An 18,293-nucleotide genomic window follows, 5' to 3' on the forward strand; every position below is an offset into this window, starting at 1 on the left:
TTGTAGGCCGGTTCAGGCATCCGGCACTAGTGGCCAGGCAGCAAATTCCAGAATGCATTAATCAGCGGCTCATGCAGCCGCTTTTTTGGCGCGCAGACGCCGAGTTCAAAAGGGGTCTTCTCGTCGCTGCGCTCCAGAATCATTACGCGATTGCGTACTGGTTCCGGGCTATTTTCCAGTACCACTTCCGGCAGCAGCGCTACGCCGCAGCCCAGCGCCACCATAGAAACCATGGCTTCATGTCCGCCCACCGTAGCGTAAATCGACGGATTACTGATTTTATGGCGGCGAAACCACAGCTCAATGCGGCGGCGCACGGGCCCTTGATCGGCCATAATGAAGGGTACCGTTGCCCAGTCGGGTTTCTCCACCGAGATCTGGTTGCGAACCGGACAAGGCAGAGCCGGGGCGATCAGCACCACCGCCAGATTCTCCAGCATGGAAAACGCCACCGCGCCAGGCAGCGTCTCGGGTTTCCCGGCAATCGCCAGATCGGCCTCACCCGTGACCACTTTCTCCATCGCATCGGCGGCATCGCCGGTGGTGAGCTTTATTTCCACCGAGGGATGTTCGGCGCGGAAACGATCGAGAATCGGCGGCAGATGACTGTAGGCGGCGGTCACCGAACAGAAGATATGCAGTTCGCCCGACAGCGACGGACCTTGCTGATCGATAGCGTGGCGCAGCTGCTGATACTGCAATAGCGTCTGCTGGGCAAAGGTGCGGAGCTCTTCTCCCGCTTCGGTAAGCGTTACCGTGCGGTTATCGCGGACAAACAGCGGCTGCCCAAGGTCTTCTTCCAGGCGCTGAATCTGCCGGGAAAGCGTGGAGGGGCTGACGTGCATCGCTCGCGCGCTGCGGCCAAAATGGCGGCTTTCCGCCAGATGCAGGAAGGTTTTTAGATCGCGTAAGTCCACCGGCGGCACTCCACAATTTTACATTGCAGAAATTGCAACGTGACGTTGTGAATATATCAATTTCCGCAATAAATTTCCTGTCATATAGTAAGTTCATTCTCTCTTGCACAGACACGGCAAGCGAACCGAACAATAAGACAGCACAACATCACGAGGTATCACCATGGCTAACTACTTTAATACACTGAACCTGCGCCAGCAGCTGGCGCAGCTGGGCAAATGTCGCTTTATGGGTCGCGACGAATTCGCCGATGGCGCAAGCTACCTTCAGGGTAAAAAAGTGGTCATCGTCGGCTGTGGCGCTCAGGGCCTGAACCAGGGTCTGAACATGCGCGACTCCGGTCTGGATATCTCCTACGCGCTGCGTAAAGAAGCGATTGCCGAAAAGCGCGCTTCATGGCGTAAAGCGACCGAAAACGGCTTCAAAGTAGGTACCTACGAAGAGCTGATCCCGCAGGCTGACCTGGTGGTCAACCTGACTCCGGACAAACAGCACTCTGACGTTGTGCGTTCCGTTCAGCCACTGATGAAAGACGGCGCGGCGCTGGGCTACTCTCATGGCTTCAACATCGTGGAAGTTGGCGAGCAGATCCGTAAAGATATCACCGTCGTGATGGTGGCGCCGAAGTGCCCGGGTACCGAAGTGCGTGAAGAGTACAAGCGCGGCTTCGGCGTACCGACCCTGATCGCGGTTCACCCGGAAAACGATCCGAAAGGCGAAGGCATGGCGATTGCTAAAGCCTGGGCTGCGGCGACCGGCGGTCACCGTGCGGGCGTTCTGGAATCTTCCTTCGTCGCGGAAGTGAAATCTGACCTGATGGGCGAGCAGACCATCCTCTGCGGTATGCTGCAGGCCGGTTCTCTGCTGTGCTTCGATAAGCTGGTGGAAGAGGGTACCGACCCGGCATACGCCGAAAAACTGATTCAGTTCGGCTGGGAAACCATCACCGAAGCGCTGAAGCAGGGCGGTATCACCCTGATGATGGATCGCCTGTCTAACCCGGCTAAGCTGCGTGCTTACGCGCTGTCCGAACAGCTGAAAACGATCATGGCGCCGCTGTTCCAGAAGCATATGGATGACATCATCTCCGGTGAATTCTCCTCCGGCATGATGGCTGACTGGGCCAACGACGATAAGAAACTGCTGACCTGGCGTGAAGAAACCGGTAAAACCGCGTTCGAAACCGCACCGCAATTTGAAGGTAAAATCGGCGAGCAGGAGTACTTCGATAAAGGCGTTCTGATGATCGCGATGGTGAAAGCGGGCGTTGAGCTGGCGTTCGAAACCATGGTGGATTCCGGCATCATCGAAGAGTCTGCTTACTACGAATCACTGCACGAGCTGCCGCTGATCGCCAACACCATCGCTCGTAAGCGTCTGTACGAAATGAACGTGGTTATCTCCGATACCGCTGAATACGGTAACTACCTGTTCTCTTACGCTTGCGTACCGCTGCTGAAAGAGTTCATGACCACCCTGCAGACCGGCGACCTGGGCAAAGCGATTGCCGAAGGCGCGGTAGACAACGCTCAGCTGCGCGACGTGAACGAAGCCATTCGCGGCCATGCTATCGAGCAGGTTGGTAAGAAACTGCGTGGTTACATGACTGATATGAAACGCATTGCGGTTGCCGGGTAAATAAAAACGACGGTGGTGGGGGGATACCCTCACCCCAGCCCTCTCCCACAGGGAGAGGGAGCAAACATTCAAGGCCTTCTCAGCGAGAAGGCTTTGTTGTTTATTTCCGGTACAGCACTTTGATGATGTGATAACCAAACTGGGTGTGCAGCGGGCCGGTGGGCTCCAGCTCCGGGCAGGAGAAGACGACTTTATCAAACGCCGGCACCATCTGGCCCTGGCGGAATTCACCTAAATCGCCGCCGCGTTTGCCTGACGGGCAGATCGAGTGCTTCTTCGCCAGTTTACCGAAATCGGCGCCGTTTTTAATTTGCTCCAGAAGATCCAGTGCCAGCTGCTCTTCTTTAACCAGAATATGCAGTGCTGCTGCCGTTTTTGCCATGATCGTACCTTGATTGAATAGGGGATGAATCAGGGCGCAATAGTAGCATGGGCTAGCGGCGATACAGCACCTTAATGATGTGGTAGCCAAACTTGGTTTTGACCGGCCCGTAAGGTTTGAGCAGCGGGCAGCTGAAGACTGCCTTATCGAACGGCCCAACCATGACTCCTTGATTAAACTCGCCGAGATCGCCGCCGTTGCGCCCGGAGGGGCACTTTGAATAGCGCTTGGCCAGATGATCGAAGCTTACGCCACGTTCCAGTTTGGCGAGGATCTCTTGCGCCAGCTTCTCTTCTTTAACCAGGATGTGCAGGGCTGCTGCGCTCTTTGCCATTATTTTGTTCTCACGTCTCAAAGATATCCCGTTACTTTACCACCCGCTTTGGTCGTGGACATATACTCTTCGCCATCGCGGGACAGATGTCTCGCCTGATAGACGGAAGCGGGAGATGAGCAACACTTTTATCCGGCGTATTCCCCCCTGCCAGGGACAGCCGTCCTGTCCTTAACGTCGTGGAGCGAGATAACATGGACACAATGAAAAAACCTGACTTTTCAGTTAGCTGGCTTTCCGGGCTGAGCGAGATTGTCAGCGATCCGCTGCTCTATGAATTACTGAAATATTGTCCTCTGGAGATCATGCGGCGCTGGCGCTTCGAAGAGATCCCGCGCGGTGATTTTATCTGCCGACAGGGTGACGTGTGTCAGCGGTTTTCGCTGATTATCGCCGGTGAGGTGGACGTTTTCTATGAGGCTGAAGACGGGCGCCGCTACCGCCAGGCCCGTTACCGTAAAGGCGACATGCTGGGCGAGCTCGAGATCTTTGAGTCGCGTCATTACATCTGCTCGGTGGTGGCGGTGGGTCATGTGCAGCTCCTGAGCCTGTCGCAGGAACATTTCTGCCGCTGGCTGGCGTTAGATAACCATTTTAACCAGCGGATGCTGCGCTTTTTTAGCCAGCAGTATTACCAGCTATCGAAGAAGGCCAGCAGCGACAATCTTTACTCGCTGCATCAGCGGGTATGTCAGGCGTTATGGCTGCGTTATCAAAAGGATGGCGCCAGTGAAATCTTGCTGGATAAGCAAAATCTCAGCCAGGAATTCGCGGCGACGACCCGCAGTATTAACCGTATTTTGCATGACCTGAAAGCGCTACAGATTATTGATACCGATGGTGAACGCATTGTGTTGTTAGCTCCTGAAAAACTGAAGCAGGAGGCTGATATCGGATAACCGCAAGAGTAAGGAGGCGGGAGAATGTCGCTGCAACCCCATATCCAGTTAAGCAAAGAGATGACCGGCGCGCGATACGCGCTGCTGCCGGGCGACCCGCAGCGGGTCGACCGCATCGCCAATTTTCTTGATAATCCACAGCCGCTCGGTCAGAACCGGGAGTTTCGCGCCGCGCGCGGCTGGTATCAGGGCGTCGAGATTTTGGTACTCTCCACCGGAATCGGTGGCCCCTTCACCGCGATCGCCATTGAAGAACTGCGCCAGATCGGCGTAACCACTCTGATTCGTATCGGCAGCTGCGGGGCACTGCAGGATAATCTTGCGCTCGGCGACGTGATTATCGCTCACGCCGCGGTGATGGATGACGGTACCAGCCGAACCTATGCGCCGGCGGGCTATCCGGCCTGCGCTGACCCACAGCTGACCTGGGAACTGATGGCGCAGGCGCGGCAGATGAATATCCCGGCCGCGTGCGGTCTGGTGCGCAGCCATGACAGTTTCTATACCGATCGTGAGGCGGAACTGGATGCGCAGTGGTCGGCGCGCGGCATTCTGGGGGCGGATATGGAGAGCGCCGCCCTGATGACTATCGGCGCGCTGCGCGGGCTACGTACGGCTTCATTACTCAACGTGGTTGTTGCCCATAACGGTTGTCTGGATAGCAGCATCAATGATTATGTCCAGCAGGAAGCGCTGTGCCAGCAGGGCGAAGAACGGCAAATTACCCTGGCGCTGCGCGCCATTTATTCCGCTAGCCAGCAAGGAGGTTTGTGATGGACTTTTTTAGCATTAACAATGTGATGGTCAACATTCCTCTCGGCGAAGGCGGCTATGCGCTATCGTGGATTGAAGCCATCGGTACCATATTCGGCCTGTTGTGTATCTGGTGCGCCAGCCGGGAAAAAATCATCAACTATCTGTTTGGCCTGATCAACGTCACGCTGTTTGCGGCCATTTTTTTCCAGATTCAGCTCTATGCCAGCCTGCTGCTGCAGGTGTTTTTTTTCGCAGCCAACATTTACGGCTGGTACGCGTGGAGCCGGCAAAACGAGGCGCAGGAGGCCGCGCTCAAGGTACGCTGGCTTTCCCGTCAGCAAACCCTGGCGCTGGGCGGCGTCTGCGCGGTGGCGATTGTGCTGATGACGTTGTTTATCGATCCGGTGTTCGCGACGCTCACTCGTATCATGATTGCCCTGCTGCAAACTTTCGGTATGCAGGTTGCGATGCCCGACCTCCAGCCCGATGCCTTCCCGTTCTGGGATTCCACCATGCTGGTGTTGTCGATTGCCGCCATGGTGCTGATGACGCGTAAGTTCGTCGAAAACTGGCTGCTGTGGGTACTTATTGACGTGATTAGCGTCGTTATCTACGCGGTACAAGGCGTTTACGCCATGTCGCTTGAATATGTCCTGCTGACGGCGATCGCGGTGATGGGCTCGTACAGCTGGATCAAGAGCGCGCAGCGTAACGGCTATACTCCGCTTGCCACATCCTGATTGACCGATTTCCAGGCTGCCTGAATGGGCAGCCTGTTGCTCTCACCGCCCCTCTTTCTGCTACAATCCCCACCCCGTTCGAAGATTGAGCAAAATACACCCATGCGTTTAAATCCTGGCCAACAACAAGCCGTCGAATTCGTTACCGGACCGTGCCTGGTGCTGGCGGGTGCCGGTTCCGGTAAGACCCGCGTTATTACCAATAAAATCGCCCACCTGATCCGCGGCTGCGGCTACCAGGCGCGCCATATCGCGGCGGTTACCTTTACCAACAAGGCGGCGCGCGAAATGAAAGAGCGCGTCGGGCAAACGCTGGGGCGTAAAGAAGCGCGCGGCCTGATGATTTCCACCTTCCACACGCTGGGGCTGGATATCATCAAACGCGAATACGCTGCGTTAGGGATGAAATCCAACTTCTCGCTGTTCGACGATACCGACCAGGTGGCGCTGTTAAAAGAGCTCACCGAAGGGCTGATCGAAGACGATAAAGTGGTGCTTCAGCAGCTGATCTCCACGATCTCCAACTGGAAAAACGATCTGAAAACCCCTGCCCAGGCCGCCGCCGGCGCGAAAGGGGAGCGGGATCGGATCTTTGCTCACTGCTACGGGCTGTACGACGCGCATATGAAAGCCTGTAACGTACTCGACTTTGACGATCTGATCCTGCTGCCGACCCTGCTGCTGCAGCGCAACGAAGAGGTGCGGGAGCGCTGGCAGAACAAGATTCGCTATCTGCTGGTGGATGAATACCAGGACACCAACACCAGCCAGTACGAGCTGGTGAAACTGCTGGTGGGGCAGCGGGCGCGCTTTACCGTAGTCGGCGATGACGATCAGTCGATCTACTCCTGGCGCGGCGCGCGGCCGCAGAACCTGGTGCTGCTAAGCCAGGATTTCCCGGCGCTGCAGGTGATCAAGCTGGAGCAAAACTACCGCTCTTCCGGGCGTATTCTGAAGGCGGCCAACATCCTGATTGCCAACAACCCGCACGTCTTCGAAAAGCGCCTGTTTTCCGAGCTGGGCTATGGCGTAGAGCTGAAGGTGCTCTCCGCCAACAATGAAGACCACGAGGCGGAACGCGTGGCTGGCGAACTGATCGCCCATCACTTTATTAATAAAACCGCCTATAAGGATTACGCGATCCTGTATCGCGGCAACCATCAGTCGCGGGTTTTCGAAAAGATGCTGATGCAAAACCGCATCCCGTACAAAATTTCCGGCGGCACGTCGTTCTTTTCCCGTCCGGAAATTAAAGACCTGCTGGCCTATCTGCGCGTGCTGACTAACCCTGATGACGACAGCGCCTTCCTGCGCATCGTCAATACGCCGAAGCGCGAAATCGGTTCGGCGACGCTGCAAAAGCTGGGCGAATGGGCGATGGGGCGCAATAAAAGCATGTTTACCGCCAGCTTCGATATGGGCCTGACCCAGACGCTGAACGGACGCGGCTATGAGTCTTTGACCCGCTTCACCCACTGGCTGCGGGAGATCCAGCAGCTTTCAGAGCGCGAGCCGATTGCCGCCGTCCGCGATCTGATCCGCGGCGTGGATTATGAATCCTGGCTCTATGAGACTTCGCCCAGCCCGAAAGCCGCCGAAATGCGGATGAAAAACGTCAATACGCTCTTCACGTGGATGACGGAAATGCTGGAGGGCAGCGATATCGATGAACCGATGACCCTCACCCAGGTCGTGACCCGTTTTACGCTACGAGACATGATGGAGCGCGGCGAGTCGGATGAGGAGACGGATCAGGTTCAGCTGATGACGCTTCACGCTTCAAAAGGGCTGGAGTTCCCCTACGTCTACCTGGTTGGCATGGAGGAAGGGCTGCTGCCGCACCAGAGCAGCATTGATGAAGACAACGTCGATGAAGAACGCCGTCTTGCCTACGTGGGTATCACCCGCGCGCAGAAAGAGCTTACTTTTACCTTGTGCAAAGAGCGCCGTCAGTACGGCGAGCTGGTGCGACCGGAGCCGAGCCGTTTCCTGCTGGAGCTGCCGCAGGATGATCTGATTTGGGAGCAGGAGCGCAAAGTGATTTCGCCGGAAGAGCGTATGCATAAAGGTAAGGCGAACGTCGCCAACATCCGGGCGATGCTGGCGAAAGCGCGTAAATAGCGGCTAGCGGCCGTTTTGCTGCTGAATCTGGAACTGACGTAGCTCTTCGCGACCCGGAGCACCGTCTGCACCCGGCCGGGTGACGACAATAGCCGCTACTTCATTGCCCAGCAGCGCGGCCTGGCGCAGATCCATCCCGCAGGCCAGCCCGGCGATCGTACCGGCGCAGTGGCTGTCTCCAGCGGCAATCGTATCGTAGACCTTCACGCGGCAGGCAGGAATATGCTGCGGTTGTGCGTCAGGTTCAACCACCCACGCGCCATCTTTATCGAACCGACAGATCGCCCGTAAATGCCAGTCGCTGGCGAGCCGTGAAGCGGCGTCAAGGGTCGCGCTATCCAAATCGTATAAACGTGCGCACAGCACGCTGAGTTCATCGCGATTCAGAGTGAGCACAGGAGCTTTGCCCAGCAGCGCCTGGATAAAGTGAATATCCAGATCGTTCAGACGCGGGCCAAAATCGACAAACAGCGTTTTATCTTCCGTAAGGTCCAGAATCCACTGGCGCAGCGCTTCGCTGGCCAGCTCGTAGCCAGAGACATAAATTATGGCGTCCTTCGGCTGCGGAATTTGTGCCAGCAGCTCGTTGTTCCAGTGCTGCTCGCAGCCCTCAATGGTGATAAACGTCCGCTCTTTGTTCGCCTCGACGAGTGCCAGACACCAGCCGTTATCATGGGTGGGGTGGCGCAAGAGGACGGGTAGGTTTTCCAGCGCCATTTTCTGTGCAACGGCCTGCCCCCACTCGCCATTGCCCACCGGTATCGCGTTTATCAAAGGGAGTTCAAGGCGCGAGAGCGCGCGGGCGACATTAAACGCGCAGCCGCCAATCTGCCGTCCGCCATCGCGGGCAGAAACATCGCTACCGCTATGCGGCAGCGCATCGAGATGGAGAATCATGTCGCCAAAAGCGGCGCCGATAACCACGATCGGCCGCCGCGGCGACAGCAGGTCAGCTGTTATTGTCACGGCTGGCCTCCTTTCTTGCGCCGAACGCCAGATACAGCGCCAGGCTCAGAATAAAAGAGACAAACAGACCCAGGCTAGAGTCCGCGAAAATGCCGACCGCGAAAGGTCCGTCGATAAACCCGGTTTTGGATACCATCAATCCCGCCAGCGCGCCGACAATCCAGCAGCCCAGCGCGGTGCGGTTCGCTCCGCTTTCCCTGAATAAATCAGCTTCAGCATATCCGGCTCGGCGGCGAATCCGATAAAAATCGACCATAAAAATGGCGGCCCAGGCGGCCAGAAATACGCCGCAGAAAATCAGAAACGCGATGAAAGGGCCGAGAAAATCTTTCGAGACAAACAGCACGTAGAGCGCGATCCCCAGCACCAGAACGGCATCAAGGGCTACGGCGGAGCGCTGCTGGAGCTTAATCCCCATGCTTAACAGGTTAAGGCTGGCGGAATAGAGACTCAGCACGGCGATGGTCACGACCCCGGCGGTCGCCGCGGCCAGATAGGGGATTGCCATCCAGGAAGGCAGCAGTTTGCCAATCGCTGAAATGGGGTTCTCGCTGGAGGCCAGGTCGGGGATCTGGGCGGTAAGCAGTATCCCGGTGAGCATCAGCAGCAGTAGGGGGAGCGCGGCACCGCTGACAACGGCGAGAAAAATAGGCTTTTCACCGGCGTCGGGACGCTGATCCCGGCTATAGTCGGCGCCGGCGATAGCCCAGCTGATGCCGGTGCCCGCGGCAATAATTGATACCGCTGGCAAAAAGCCGGTGAGCCAGCTGCCTGAAGGCAGCGCGAGGATGGCCTGCCAGTCTGCGGTGAAGAGTAAATAGATCACTACCAGCAGCGTCATGGCGCCAAAGATCCGGGTGATCCATTTTTGCATCATCAGCACGGCATTTTGTCCGAGCACGCTGACCAGTACGGTCAGCCCGCCAAACAAGAAAAGCGACAGCGCGGTGGTGGTCAGGCTCTCTTCAAGACCCATGGCGGCAAACAGCGCGACGAGGGTGAGCGTGCCGGTAATGATATTGACCGCTTCCCAGCCCATCAGATTCACCCAACAGAAGCTGGTGGGCGCGATATTGCCGCGTTTGCCAAAAATGACCCGGGAGAGGGTGAGCGTCGTGGTGCGGCCGATTTTGCCGGCGATGCTGGTGACGCCGACCAGCGCAAAAGAGGCGACGCCCGCCACGGCGGCAAGGATCGACTGCCAAAATGAGAGGCCAAACGCCACAATGACCGCGCCGTAAACGACCCCAAGAATGCCAATATTCGCGGCGCACCAGACGAAAAACAGCTGGACCGGTTGTTGGGTCTGGTGGACCGGGGGAACGAGACCGATCCCTAATTCCGCCATTCCGGGATCTGCCGTCTGGATATTTCCATCGTATGAAGCTTTGCTGTCCATAGTGATGCCCTCAGTGAATTATGCGAAGCGGTATCCTGCAAGCCGCTGTGCGTAAGGCGCGAAGTCGATGCTGTTGGCCTGCTTAATCTGTTGTATAGGTTCTTCAGGAAAAGCCTCTATGCCATGAAGCGCGCCGCAGATGGCGGTTGCCATCGCGCCAATAGTGTCGGTGTCGCCGCCTAAATTGGCTGCCAGCATAGCGCATTTCATGGGCTGCGTTTTTGCCAGCTCGACCAGCGCAATCGCTGCGGGGACAGACTCGATAATATCCATACCGGCGCCGATATCCTCATAAATACGTTCGATACCTGTCAGGTGGTCAGTCTCTCCGGAGATCGTTTCCAGCGCCAGGTGGATACGGTTCCCAAGAAGTGGACTAAAAGTGGACTCGTAATGGCGCTGGGTTTCATTTGCCAGCGAAGCCAGCTCCGTTTTGATTAACGGCCATTCGGCCCCTTCAATGGCGCGGCTGATCGCCCAGGCAATGACCACCGCGCCGGCGATGGCGATGTCGGATTTGTGCGTCGGCAGGCAGGATAGCCGCACTTGCTCAATGAAAAACGCCCTGTCCTCGGTGGGCAGTCGACAGCCCATCGGCGCCACGCGCATTGCCGCACCGTTGGTCACGCCGTTGGCCGCGATCTCATCCAGCGGTTGCCCCTGTTCGAGCGCGATCAGAGAAGCCTTTGAGGTTGGGCCGAGAATATTTTTCTCAAATGCCTGGCAGCGTCGGGCCCACAGCAGAATGTGTCTGGCGATGGCCAGTGGATCGGTCACGCCGTTGTTTTCATCAAGCGCATCCATCAGCGCGATGCACTGATGGGTGTCATCCGTGAACTCGGCGGCGCGAAATTCGCAGGCAGCAATATTCTCTTTCGGTCCGGGAAGAAAGCGTTCAATCCAGCCAAAATGGTTAATGATTCGACGTTTAGGCCACAGTTCAGAGGGCATGCCCATCGCATCACCGATGGCTTGCCCAAAAAGACAGCCAAGGATGCGGCTTTCGGCAATATAGGTAGGGCGAATATCAGACATCGTCGGCTCCCAGGAAGAAATGAATAAAAGTTAATCTAAAAATAGATCCAGATTAAGTCCAGTTAAAGTCCTTTATCATCATGCTGTGATCGCAGGCGCATTCTGAGAGAAAAATGCGGCGCTCAAAAATAGTGGGGAGACGTTATGATGGGGCTATTGATTCCAGTATGGATCCACTATGATAAATCCACTGCCACTGAATTCCGCAAGGCCACGAAATTATGTCGCAACCGTTGCTTGAGTATATAAAAGGGCGTCTGAATGCAGAGGCTCCCGCGCCGCTTTATATTCAGCTTAAACAAGCTATTGAAGCTGCGATGACGGAGCGGTTATTGACGCACGGCAGCATTCTGCCCTCCGAGCGCAAAATGTCGCAGACGCTGGAACTATCGCGCGTGACGGTGGTTAAGGCCCTTGATGCGCTGCTGGAAGCCGGGCTGGTGATTAAGCGCCATGGAAAAGGGACCGAGGTGAATCTGCCGGTAAGCTATAACCTTGCCAGCGGCGGGTTTTCTGCCCAGCTACAAAATTCAGGAACGGTGTCCAATCGATGGCTGGTGCGGGAAAAGCTGGCGGCGGATGATTTTCTGGCTCGTGAGCTGGAGATCGCGGTCGGCGATCGGGTGGCGAAAATTAAACGCGTACGTCTGGTCGATGCCCTTCCGGTTTCTATCGAAACCATGTTTATTCCCGAGCGTTTCTTGCCCCGCCCGGATTTACTTGAAGGGTCGCTGTACGCGCACTGGGCGGAAAATGCTATTTTTCCCGATCTTCAGGATTACTCCCTGACGGTACATGTTCCTTCGGGGGAAGAGCTGAATTTGCTCGACTTGCCGCAGGGGGTGCCATTGATGAAAATTACGCTGAAAAGCCGTAATGCTCAGGGCGAGGTGCTTGAGTACGGTACCGCCTTCTGCCTGAGCAATTACTTTAATTTTGATTTCAGAGTGAAGCTCCAGTCGTTGCCTGGCGGCAAACCAGACGTCGTACGCAGAAAAGAGGCGTGATGCCAGTATCCGGGCGATGCTGGTAAAGATGCCCTTCAGGCGATGCATTGTTGCCAGGCGGCGGAGAAGGGCATTACCAGCAGCAGCGAGGGTAGCATGTTCGCCGTTGGAAAAGCGCGAATACCGCAGAGTCGAAAACCCGTCGCCAACATGACGATGCCGCCGCAGGCCGTAAAATCCGCGATCATTGACGGAGTGATAAACACCATAATAAAGCTGGCGGCGAAGAAGAGGATCGCAAATACAATTAGCTGGGGCACAAAAATAACGGCGATGATATACCCCAGCGCGGAGGCAAAAATAGCGGCGGTGAAGAAGTCGAGAATAGATTTAGTGATCAATATTGTCGCATCTCCGGTCATTCCTTCGGTTAATGCACCAAAAATACCGGTTCCGCTGGCGCAAAACAGGATCAGTACGGCGATAAACTGGTTGGTAAAATCCTCTGGCTCCATACCGGAGTTGCCGTTGGTGGGAAAAACCTTCTCGATAGGACCCCGAAGCTTCATTGCGGCATTTTCGATAAGCTTTTCGATATGCAGCAGGCTACCGATAATGGTACCCACGATGACTGCCAAAGCAATAGGCGGCAGATTTATCAACTTATTGAGAAAAAATACGCCCATACTGATGGATATTAATCCGGCGATTAGCGGTAAGGTTTTTTTTAAATGCTCAGGAATAAATCGGTTGAGAGAAGCGCCAAAAATGGCACCGATAAGCAGTGAACCACTGCAAATAAAAATACCTAGCGGCATGATATATTCTCCATAAATGAAAAGGGCCTGTTATTAGGCCCTTTAGTTGTAATGGGATGGGTTATTTAATATTAAACACGCGGCTAGCGTTGCCCCAGGCAATTTTATCTTTCAGTTCAGTATCCATTTCCAGCGGATCGAACCAATCGCAGGCCTGATGAATATCTTCATAGGGATAATCGACGGAAAACATCACGCGATCCGGGCCCATAATATCAAGCGCATTTTGCAGCGAATAAGTATTAAAGTGGCCGCTGGTGGTCACGATAAAGTTATTCTGCAAATAGTGCATTAATGGTTTTTCTGCTTTGCCGAGGCCGCAGCCGAAACGCTGGCGATAGAGACGATGCTGCGTTCGTGGCAGCATATGGACCAGTCCTTCGCCTAAATGGCCCAGCACCAGATTCAGGTTTGGATAGCGGTCAAACAGTCCGCTCATCATCAGGCGAATCGCATGAACTGCGGTTTCCTGCGCAAACCCCCAGGCGGAACCGATCAGGCTTTCATAGCCGGTGTAGATACCGCGCGCAGCGCCTTCTAATGGTTCACGAGGATGCAGATAAACGGGAACGTTCAGCTCATTGACTTTATCCCAGAATACCAGCATCGATTCATCATCCAGGTACAGGCCGTGTTCGCTATCCTGGACATTGGTATAACCGTTAATCAGCGCGCCTTTCATTCCCAGTTTTTTTACTGCGCGATCCAGCTCTTCGGCCGCAGCTTCGGGATTTTGTAATGCTAAAGTAGCGAATGCGCTGAATTTATCCGGATTGGGTTTAACGTAGTTCTCGATGATATAGTCATTGGTTTCGCGAGCAAAAGATACGGCTGTCGCTTTATCTAAAATAGATTGGGCCCCAGGTGAAGTTAAAGAAAGGATAACATGGTCAATATTCCTCTGGGCCATTTCATTCAGCTGATAGCTACGATCTAATAAGCGGCGCTCAACGTCCTGCATGTATTCAGAACCATTTCTTGAGGCTTCACCCGTTGCATCCCACAGGCTGTTATTTTTAGGTGTTGAAACGTGTTCTTCTAAAGCGATTTTACCACGCATAATCTATTCCTCTAATCGTTTTCGATATTATCTGATGCGAGGAGAATAGGATTTTTTACGTATTGGCAGCAATAAGCAGAATGTAATACAGACTATCAGGAAAACTAATACAGTATTATGATTTGAGGTCTAAAAATTAATAGATGGTTGTGTTACTGCCCGTTGTGGGTAAGTTGACGATCAGCGACCGTAGCCAGATATGCCCCGGATCGCGATGTAGACGCTGATGCCAGACCTGGCGAATAGCAATTTCCGGTAACGAAAATGGCAACGGCCAGCTGCAGCAGGGATAGCGATTAATAATATGGTTCGCCAGCTGCTCGGGGACGACGGCAAGCAATTCGCTATCCGCAACCAGTTCGCCTGCGCCTAAAAAGCTGGGGAGGGTGAGGGCGATACGGCGCGGCATGCCGTACTCATTAAGCAATTTATCGATATCGCCATGCCCTGTGCCGTTGACGTGAACGGCAAGATGCTTTTCCAGCCGCCAGTTCTCGGCAGTAAACGAGTCTCGGATCCGCGGATGGTTTTCTGCCGCCAGGCAAACGTAGGATTGATTAAACAGGCGTTGCTGATAAACGCTATCCGGTAGCTGCATCAGATAGCCAATAGCTAAATCGCATTTACCCGACTCAAGCGCGCCCAGCGTTTGATCGTCGATATTCAATACGGAAAAAGTAATGCCTTCGGCGCGCTGCTGCTGTAGCAGAGCCTGCAGCGGCGGTAACAACGTCATTTGGCTAATATCGGTCATGCCGATAGTGAAGTTACGCGTATTGGTTTGGGGGTTAAATTCAGGATTGCCGGGAAGTTGGTTATCGACTAGCTGAAGAATGGTAAAAATGGTCTGGGCGATATCATCGGCGCGAGGCGTGGGCACCATACGTTGCCCGATTCGCACAAACAGGGGATCGTCAAAATGCTCGCGCAGCTTTTTCAACAACAGGCTGCCGGTCGGCTGACTGACGTTGAGCGCTTCGGCGGCAGGAGAGACATTCCCCAGGCGGAAGAGGGCGGAAAAAAAACGTAGCGATTTGAAGTCCAGTTCTTCTCGCATGATATTCCCCTGATTGGACTATTTTGCTGCGCCATCCTCGTTCAGCAGTAGCGGCCAGTGAACGTAGCTCTGCCACTGGCACTCCTGTTCGACCATTTCCCGGCCCAGCGGATGATTTTCCATCCACCCATGGGGCAGCGTTAATGTCAAATTTTCATCGACGGCAGCCAGCGTAATCATCGGCAGCAGGTCGTCGCGTCGGCGGCTGGCAAACAGAATAGCCAGACGCAGCAGACGACACATATGCTCCGCGACTCTCGGCGGAACCGCGTTTTGTTGATGAAGGGAAGAAAGGTCGACGGTGCTGGTTTGGTTTAACAGCAGGGTCGCCAACAGCTTCTTTTGCGCGGGGGTAAAGCCGGGCAGGTCCAGATTGCGCACCAGCCAGGCGGCGTGCAGAGGCGCCTGCTTGTACTCCACGCTCAGGCCGATTTCATGCAGCTGGCAGGCGCTTTGCAGCAAATCGAAGCATAGCGGCTCAATTTCCCAGCTGTTTTCCACCTGATGAACGAAATGGGCGGCCAGCTGGGCAACGCGCTGCGCCTGTTCGGTATCAACCAGAAACCGGCGCTGAATATTACGTAAGGTACGACTGCGAATATCCTGATCGATCGACAGGTGCAGCATGCCGTAGACCAGACCTTCACGCAGCGCGCCGCCGGCGAGCGTCATGCACTGAATGTTCAGCTCGCTGAAGATGGCCATGAGAATCGCCAGTCCGCTAGGAAAGACGAGCGCGCGTTCAAGGGTCAGGCCTTCAATCTCCAGCTCTTCCAGACGACCGCACTGAATAGCGCGCTGTTTGAGCTGCTGTAGTTTGGCTAAGGTGATGCGTTCATCCATCCCCTGCGCCATCATGATTTCTTGTAACGCCTGGACCGTACCGGAAGCCCCGACGCACACTTTCCAGCCGTGATAGCGCAGAACATCGGCGACGGGACGCAAAACTTCACGCGCGGCGGTTTCGGCCTGGTCAAAGTTTTCTTTGGTCAGGCTGCGATCGGCGAAGTACCGTTCCAGCCAGGTCACGCAGCCCATCGACAGGCTAAAAAGCGAGGTGGTTTGCGCGCCGGTGCCGGTAACCAGCTCGGTGCTGGCGCCGCCAATATCCACGACCAGACGCTGATCCGCGCCGCCGGTTGTATGTGCGACGCCCTGATAAATCAGGCGCGCTTCCTCTTCGCCGCTGATAACCTGCACCGCGCAGCCGAGGATTTCCCGTGCTTTTTCCAGAAACTCACCGGCGTTAACCGCCAGGCGCAGCGTCGCCGTAGCGACCACGCGGATTTGCGTCGGGGGAATATCCTGCAAACGCTCGGCGAACAGGCGCAAGCATTGCCAGCCGCGCTCCATGGCTTCGGCAGAGAGCGTGTTGTCGCCATTAAGGCCAGCGGCCAGACGGACTTTGCGTTTGATACGACTGAGGGTCTGGATGCTCCCGGCCACCTCGCGTACAACCAACATATGAAAGCTATTGGAGCCAAGATCGATAGCTGCATAGAGCGAGGTGGAACTCATACACTTCATCCTTCAAGCTGCCTCTGCGCTGGCCGCGTTCTCTTTCCCGGAGCGCTTACCAGAATAGGCTCATCGGGATTCGTTCTCTTGCCGCCTTGATGCAACTTGCATGATGTTGTGTATGGCATATTGCTTTAACCTGAACGACGACGATTACGTGGTGGACCGTTACGACGCGGGCCGTTGCCAGGGCGCGGGCGCGTGAGGCGCAGCGGTCTGGGCAGTTCGGTCATGAGCGCGTCAGAATTGTATTTGCTGACCGGAATTGAATGACCAATATAGGTTTCAATCGCCGGCAGGTTCAGCGCGTACTCTTCACAGGCCAGGCTGATGGAGTGACCGCTGGCGCCAGCGCGGCCGGTACGGCCAATACGGTGAACGTAGTCTTCGCAATCGTCCGGCAGGTCGTAGTTAAAGACGTGCGTAACGGCCGGAATATGCAGACCGCGGGCGGCAACGTCGGTTGCGACCAGAATGTCGATATCGCCGCGGGTAAATTCATCGAGAATGCGCAGGCGTTTTTTCTGCGCGACGTCGCCGGTTAACAGGCCAACGCGATGGCCGTCCGCCGCCAGGTGACCCCAGATATCTTCACAACGATGCTTGGTATTGGCGAAAATAATCGCGCGATCCGGCCACTCTTCTTCAAGCAAGGTCTGCAGGAGGCGCATTTTTTCTTCGTTGGAAGGATAGAACAGCTCTTCTTTAATACGGTGGCCCGTTTTCTGCTCAGGCTCAACTTCGACGTACTCGGCGTTGTTCATTTGTTCGAACGCCAGTTCACGGACGCGATAAGAAAGGGTGGCTGAGAACAGCATGTTCAGGCGCTGATTCGCCGGCGGCATACGGCGGAACAGCCAACGGATATCTTTAATAAAGCCGAGATCGTACATGCGATCGGCTTCGTCAAGAACGACAACCTGAATGGCGCCGAGGTTAATATGGTTCTGTTTGGCGTAGTCGATAAGGCGACCGGTGGTACCGATCAAAATATCCACGCCGCTTTCCAGTACTTTCAGCTGCTTATCGTAGCCGTCGCCGCCGTATGCCAGGCCCAGCTTCAGACCGGTAGACTGCGCCAGCGGTTCGGCGTCAGCATGAATCTGTACCGCCAGTTCACGCGTCGGCGCCATGATCAGCGCGCGCGGCTGGTTGACCTGGCGGTCAGCGATCGCCGGGTGAGTGAGAAGATAATGAAACGTTGACGTCAGAAACGCCATCGTTTTACCGGTACCGGTTTGCGCCTGCCCGGCGACATCGCGACCTTCCAGCGTAAGCGGGAGGGCGAGTGCCTGGATGGGTGTGCAATTATGAAACCCTTTCTTTTCAAGGGCTTCAATCACTGCCGGGTGCAGGGCGAAGTCGGAAAACTTCTGTTCTGTTAAATGTGTTTTGCTCATAGTGTGGTAGAATATCAGCTAACTATTGCATTAAGAAAGCGTATCCGGTGAAATAACGTCAACCTTTCGTTGGCTATGTATGAAATTATTCAAGGTGCGTCTGCGGCAACTGAACGAATCTTCGAAAGCTTAGACTACTAAGCGAGGCGAGGGTGACAAATCTGCGATAAGCCGGTTTGAACGTGGGTTGCTTTATCTTTTGCGGGGCAAAGTTCATGATGGACATTGTGACGCAGATCGATAAAAGAGGCATTCTGAAGAACAGCGTGCGTAACGTAGCATCGACACGTCGTTGATGGCCGCGA

17 protein-coding genes are annotated in these 18,293 nt (G+C 55.2%); 6 read left to right on the plus strand and 11 right to left on the minus strand.

All coding sequences use genetic code 11. From position 1 onward, the window contains the following. Positions 1–26: 26 nt before the first annotated feature. Positions 27–917, minus strand: coding sequence for an HTH-type transcriptional activator IlvY (ilvY, locus tag BWI76_RS00985; protein WP_004133306.1), 891 nt, complete (start codon positions 915–917; stop codon positions 27–29). Between the two features lie 163 nt (positions 918–1,080). Between ilvY and ilvC the strand changes: the two genes are divergently transcribed. Beyond that, positions 1,081–2,556 carry a ketol-acid reductoisomerase gene (gene ilvC, locus BWI76_RS00990; protein ID WP_004133304.1) on the plus strand — a complete coding sequence of 492 codons (1,476 nt, stop codon included), beginning with the start codon at positions 1,081–1,083 and terminating at the stop codon, positions 2,554–2,556. Positions 2,557–2,656: 100 nt separating this feature from the next. On the opposite strand, the gene ppiC (BWI76_RS00995) is transcribed toward ilvC, so the two are convergent. Then, on the minus strand, positions 2,657–2,938 hold the full coding sequence (gene ppiC / locus BWI76_RS00995; RefSeq protein WP_004127351.1) for a peptidylprolyl isomerase PpiC: 282 nt from the start codon (positions 2,936–2,938) through the stop codon (positions 2,657–2,659). Between the two features lie 52 nt (positions 2,939–2,990). Next, on the minus strand, positions 2,991–3,272 hold the full coding sequence (gene ppiC, locus BWI76_RS01000; RefSeq protein WP_004127352.1) for a peptidylprolyl isomerase PpiC: 282 nt from the start codon (positions 3,270–3,272) through the stop codon (positions 2,991–2,993). A gap of 194 nt (positions 3,273–3,466) precedes the next feature. Here ppiC (BWI76_RS01000) and BWI76_RS01005 point away from each other — a divergent pair, with 194 nt between their 5' ends. From BWI76_RS01005 to rep, 4 genes are all read left to right on the plus strand, one after another. Next, positions 3,467–4,171 carry a Crp/Fnr family transcriptional regulator gene (locus BWI76_RS01005; RefSeq protein ID WP_049086036.1) on the plus strand — a complete coding sequence of 235 codons (705 nt, stop codon included), beginning with the start codon at positions 3,467–3,469 and terminating at the stop codon, positions 4,169–4,171. Between the two features lie 24 nt (positions 4,172–4,195). After that, complete coding sequence (locus BWI76_RS01010; protein ID WP_004133301.1) at positions 4,196–4,945, plus strand: nucleoside phosphorylase; 750 nt, start codon at positions 4,196–4,198, stop codon at positions 4,943–4,945. Further along, positions 4,945–5,667: a nicotinamide riboside transporter PnuC gene (gene pnuC, locus BWI76_RS01015; protein ID WP_004133300.1), complete on the plus strand. Its 723-nt coding sequence runs from the start codon at positions 4,945–4,947 to the stop codon at positions 5,665–5,667. Before BWI76_RS01010 ends, pnuC begins: the two co-directional genes overlap by 1 nt. Before the next feature lie 102 nt (positions 5,668–5,769). After that, positions 5,770–7,788, plus strand: a complete 2,019-nt coding sequence (gene rep, locus BWI76_RS01020; protein ID WP_004133299.1) for a DNA helicase Rep — start codon at positions 5,770–5,772, stop codon at positions 7,786–7,788. A gap of 3 nt (positions 7,789–7,791) precedes the next feature. Here the strand turns inward: rep and BWI76_RS01025 are convergent, their stop codons facing one another. The 3 genes from BWI76_RS01025 to BWI76_RS01035 are packed head-to-tail and all read right to left on the minus strand — an operon-like array spanning position 7,792 to position 11,188. Further along, positions 7,792–8,754 carry a PfkB family carbohydrate kinase gene (locus BWI76_RS01025; protein WP_004133298.1) on the minus strand — a complete coding sequence of 321 codons (963 nt, stop codon included), beginning with the start codon at positions 8,752–8,754 and terminating at the stop codon, positions 7,792–7,794. Continuing rightward, positions 8,738–10,153 (minus strand): purine-cytosine permease family protein, encoded by a 1,416-nt coding sequence (locus BWI76_RS01030; protein WP_004133297.1) that lies wholly within the window; start codon positions 10,151–10,153, stop codon positions 8,738–8,740. The genes BWI76_RS01025 and BWI76_RS01030 overlap by 17 nt, the downstream gene beginning before the upstream one ends. An 18-nt stretch (positions 10,154–10,171) precedes the next feature. Continuing rightward, on the minus strand, positions 10,172–11,188 hold the full coding sequence (locus tag BWI76_RS01035) for an ADP-ribosylglycohydrolase family protein (RefSeq protein WP_004133296.1): 1,017 nt from the start codon (positions 11,186–11,188) through the stop codon (positions 10,172–10,174). Between the two features lie 221 nt (positions 11,189–11,409). On the opposite strand from BWI76_RS01035, the gene BWI76_RS01040 reads away from it, so the two are divergent. Then, positions 11,410–12,195 carry a GntR family transcriptional regulator gene (locus BWI76_RS01040; protein WP_004133295.1) on the plus strand — a complete coding sequence of 262 codons (786 nt, stop codon included), beginning with the start codon at positions 11,410–11,412 and terminating at the stop codon, positions 12,193–12,195. A 35-nt stretch (positions 12,196–12,230) separates the two neighbouring features. Here BWI76_RS01040 and BWI76_RS01045 read toward each other — a convergent pair whose 3' ends face one another. The 5 genes from BWI76_RS01045 to rhlB all read right to left on the minus strand — a co-directional run bounded on the left by BWI76_RS01045 (position 12,231) and on the right by rhlB (position 17,988). Beyond that, positions 12,231–12,953 carry a DUF554 domain-containing protein gene (locus BWI76_RS01045; protein WP_004133293.1) on the minus strand — a complete coding sequence of 241 codons (723 nt, stop codon included), beginning with the start codon at positions 12,951–12,953 and terminating at the stop codon, positions 12,231–12,233. A gap of 61 nt (positions 12,954–13,014) precedes the next feature. Then, a complete protein-coding gene (locus tag BWI76_RS01050) occupies positions 13,015–14,013 on the minus strand; it encodes an amidohydrolase family protein (protein WP_004133291.1) in 999 nt (332 codons plus the stop codon). Positions 14,014–14,149: 136 nt separating this feature from the next. Next, positions 14,150–15,070 carry a LysR family transcriptional regulator gene (locus tag BWI76_RS01055; protein WP_004133290.1) on the minus strand — a complete coding sequence of 307 codons (921 nt, stop codon included), beginning with the start codon at positions 15,068–15,070 and terminating at the stop codon, positions 14,150–14,152. Positions 15,071–15,088: 18 nt separating this feature from the next. After that, complete coding sequence (gene gppA, locus BWI76_RS01060; protein ID WP_162685363.1) at positions 15,089–16,597, minus strand: guanosine-5'-triphosphate,3'-diphosphate diphosphatase; 1,509 nt, start codon at positions 16,595–16,597, stop codon at positions 15,089–15,091. A 125-nt stretch (positions 16,598–16,722) separates the two neighbouring features. Beyond that, positions 16,723–17,988 carry an ATP-dependent RNA helicase RhlB gene (gene rhlB / locus BWI76_RS01065; RefSeq protein WP_024360632.1) on the minus strand — a complete coding sequence of 422 codons (1,266 nt, stop codon included), beginning with the start codon at positions 17,986–17,988 and terminating at the stop codon, positions 16,723–16,725. Positions 17,989–18,293: the final 305 nt, after the last annotated feature.

Origin of the sequence: Klebsiella sp. M5al, assembly GCF_002090195.1 — a bacterium.
Classification (GTDB): Bacteria; Pseudomonadota; Gammaproteobacteria; order Enterobacterales; family Enterobacteriaceae; genus Klebsiella; species Klebsiella grimontii.

What these genes read in the sequence shown, in the direction of transcription:
- gppA (WP_162685363.1), bottom strand. Translation starts at nt 16,597, where the DNA reads ATGAAGTGTATGAGTTCCACCTCGCTCTATGCAGCTATCGATCTTGGC.
- ppiC (WP_004127351.1), bottom strand. Translation starts at nt 2,938, where the DNA reads ATGGCAAAAACGGCAGCAGCACTGCATATTCTGGTTAAAGAAGAGCAG.
- rhlB (WP_024360632.1), bottom strand. Translation starts at nt 17,988, where the DNA reads ATGAGCAAAACACATTTAACAGAACAGAAGTTTTCCGACTTCGCCCTG.
- BWI76_RS01010 (WP_004133301.1), top strand. Translation starts at nt 4,196, where the DNA reads ATGTCGCTGCAACCCCATATCCAGTTAAGCAAAGAGATGACCGGCGCG.
- BWI76_RS01055 (WP_004133290.1), bottom strand. Translation starts at nt 15,070, where the DNA reads ATGCGAGAAGAACTGGACTTCAAATCGCTACGTTTTTTTTCCGCCCTC.
- BWI76_RS01050 (WP_004133291.1), bottom strand. Translation starts at nt 14,013, where the DNA reads ATGCGTGGTAAAATCGCTTTAGAAGAACACGTTTCAACACCTAAAAAT.
- BWI76_RS01035 (WP_004133296.1), bottom strand. Translation starts at nt 11,188, where the DNA reads ATGTCTGATATTCGCCCTACCTATATTGCCGAAAGCCGCATCCTTGGC.
- pnuC (WP_004133300.1), top strand. Translation starts at nt 4,945, where the DNA reads ATGGACTTTTTTAGCATTAACAATGTGATGGTCAACATTCCTCTCGGC.
- ppiC (WP_004127352.1), bottom strand. Translation starts at nt 3,272, where the DNA reads ATGGCAAAGAGCGCAGCAGCCCTGCACATCCTGGTTAAAGAAGAGAAG.
- BWI76_RS01040 (WP_004133295.1), top strand. Translation starts at nt 11,410, where the DNA reads ATGTCGCAACCGTTGCTTGAGTATATAAAAGGGCGTCTGAATGCAGAG.
- rep (WP_004133299.1), top strand. Translation starts at nt 5,770, where the DNA reads ATGCGTTTAAATCCTGGCCAACAACAAGCCGTCGAATTCGTTACCGGA.
- BWI76_RS01045 (WP_004133293.1), bottom strand. Translation starts at nt 12,953, where the DNA reads ATGCCGCTAGGTATTTTTATTTGCAGTGGTTCACTGCTTATCGGTGCC.
- BWI76_RS01005 (WP_049086036.1), top strand. Translation starts at nt 3,467, where the DNA reads ATGGACACAATGAAAAAACCTGACTTTTCAGTTAGCTGGCTTTCCGGG.
- BWI76_RS01030 (WP_004133297.1), bottom strand. Translation starts at nt 10,153, where the DNA reads ATGGACAGCAAAGCTTCATACGATGGAAATATCCAGACGGCAGATCCC.
- ilvC (WP_004133304.1), top strand. Translation starts at nt 1,081, where the DNA reads ATGGCTAACTACTTTAATACACTGAACCTGCGCCAGCAGCTGGCGCAG.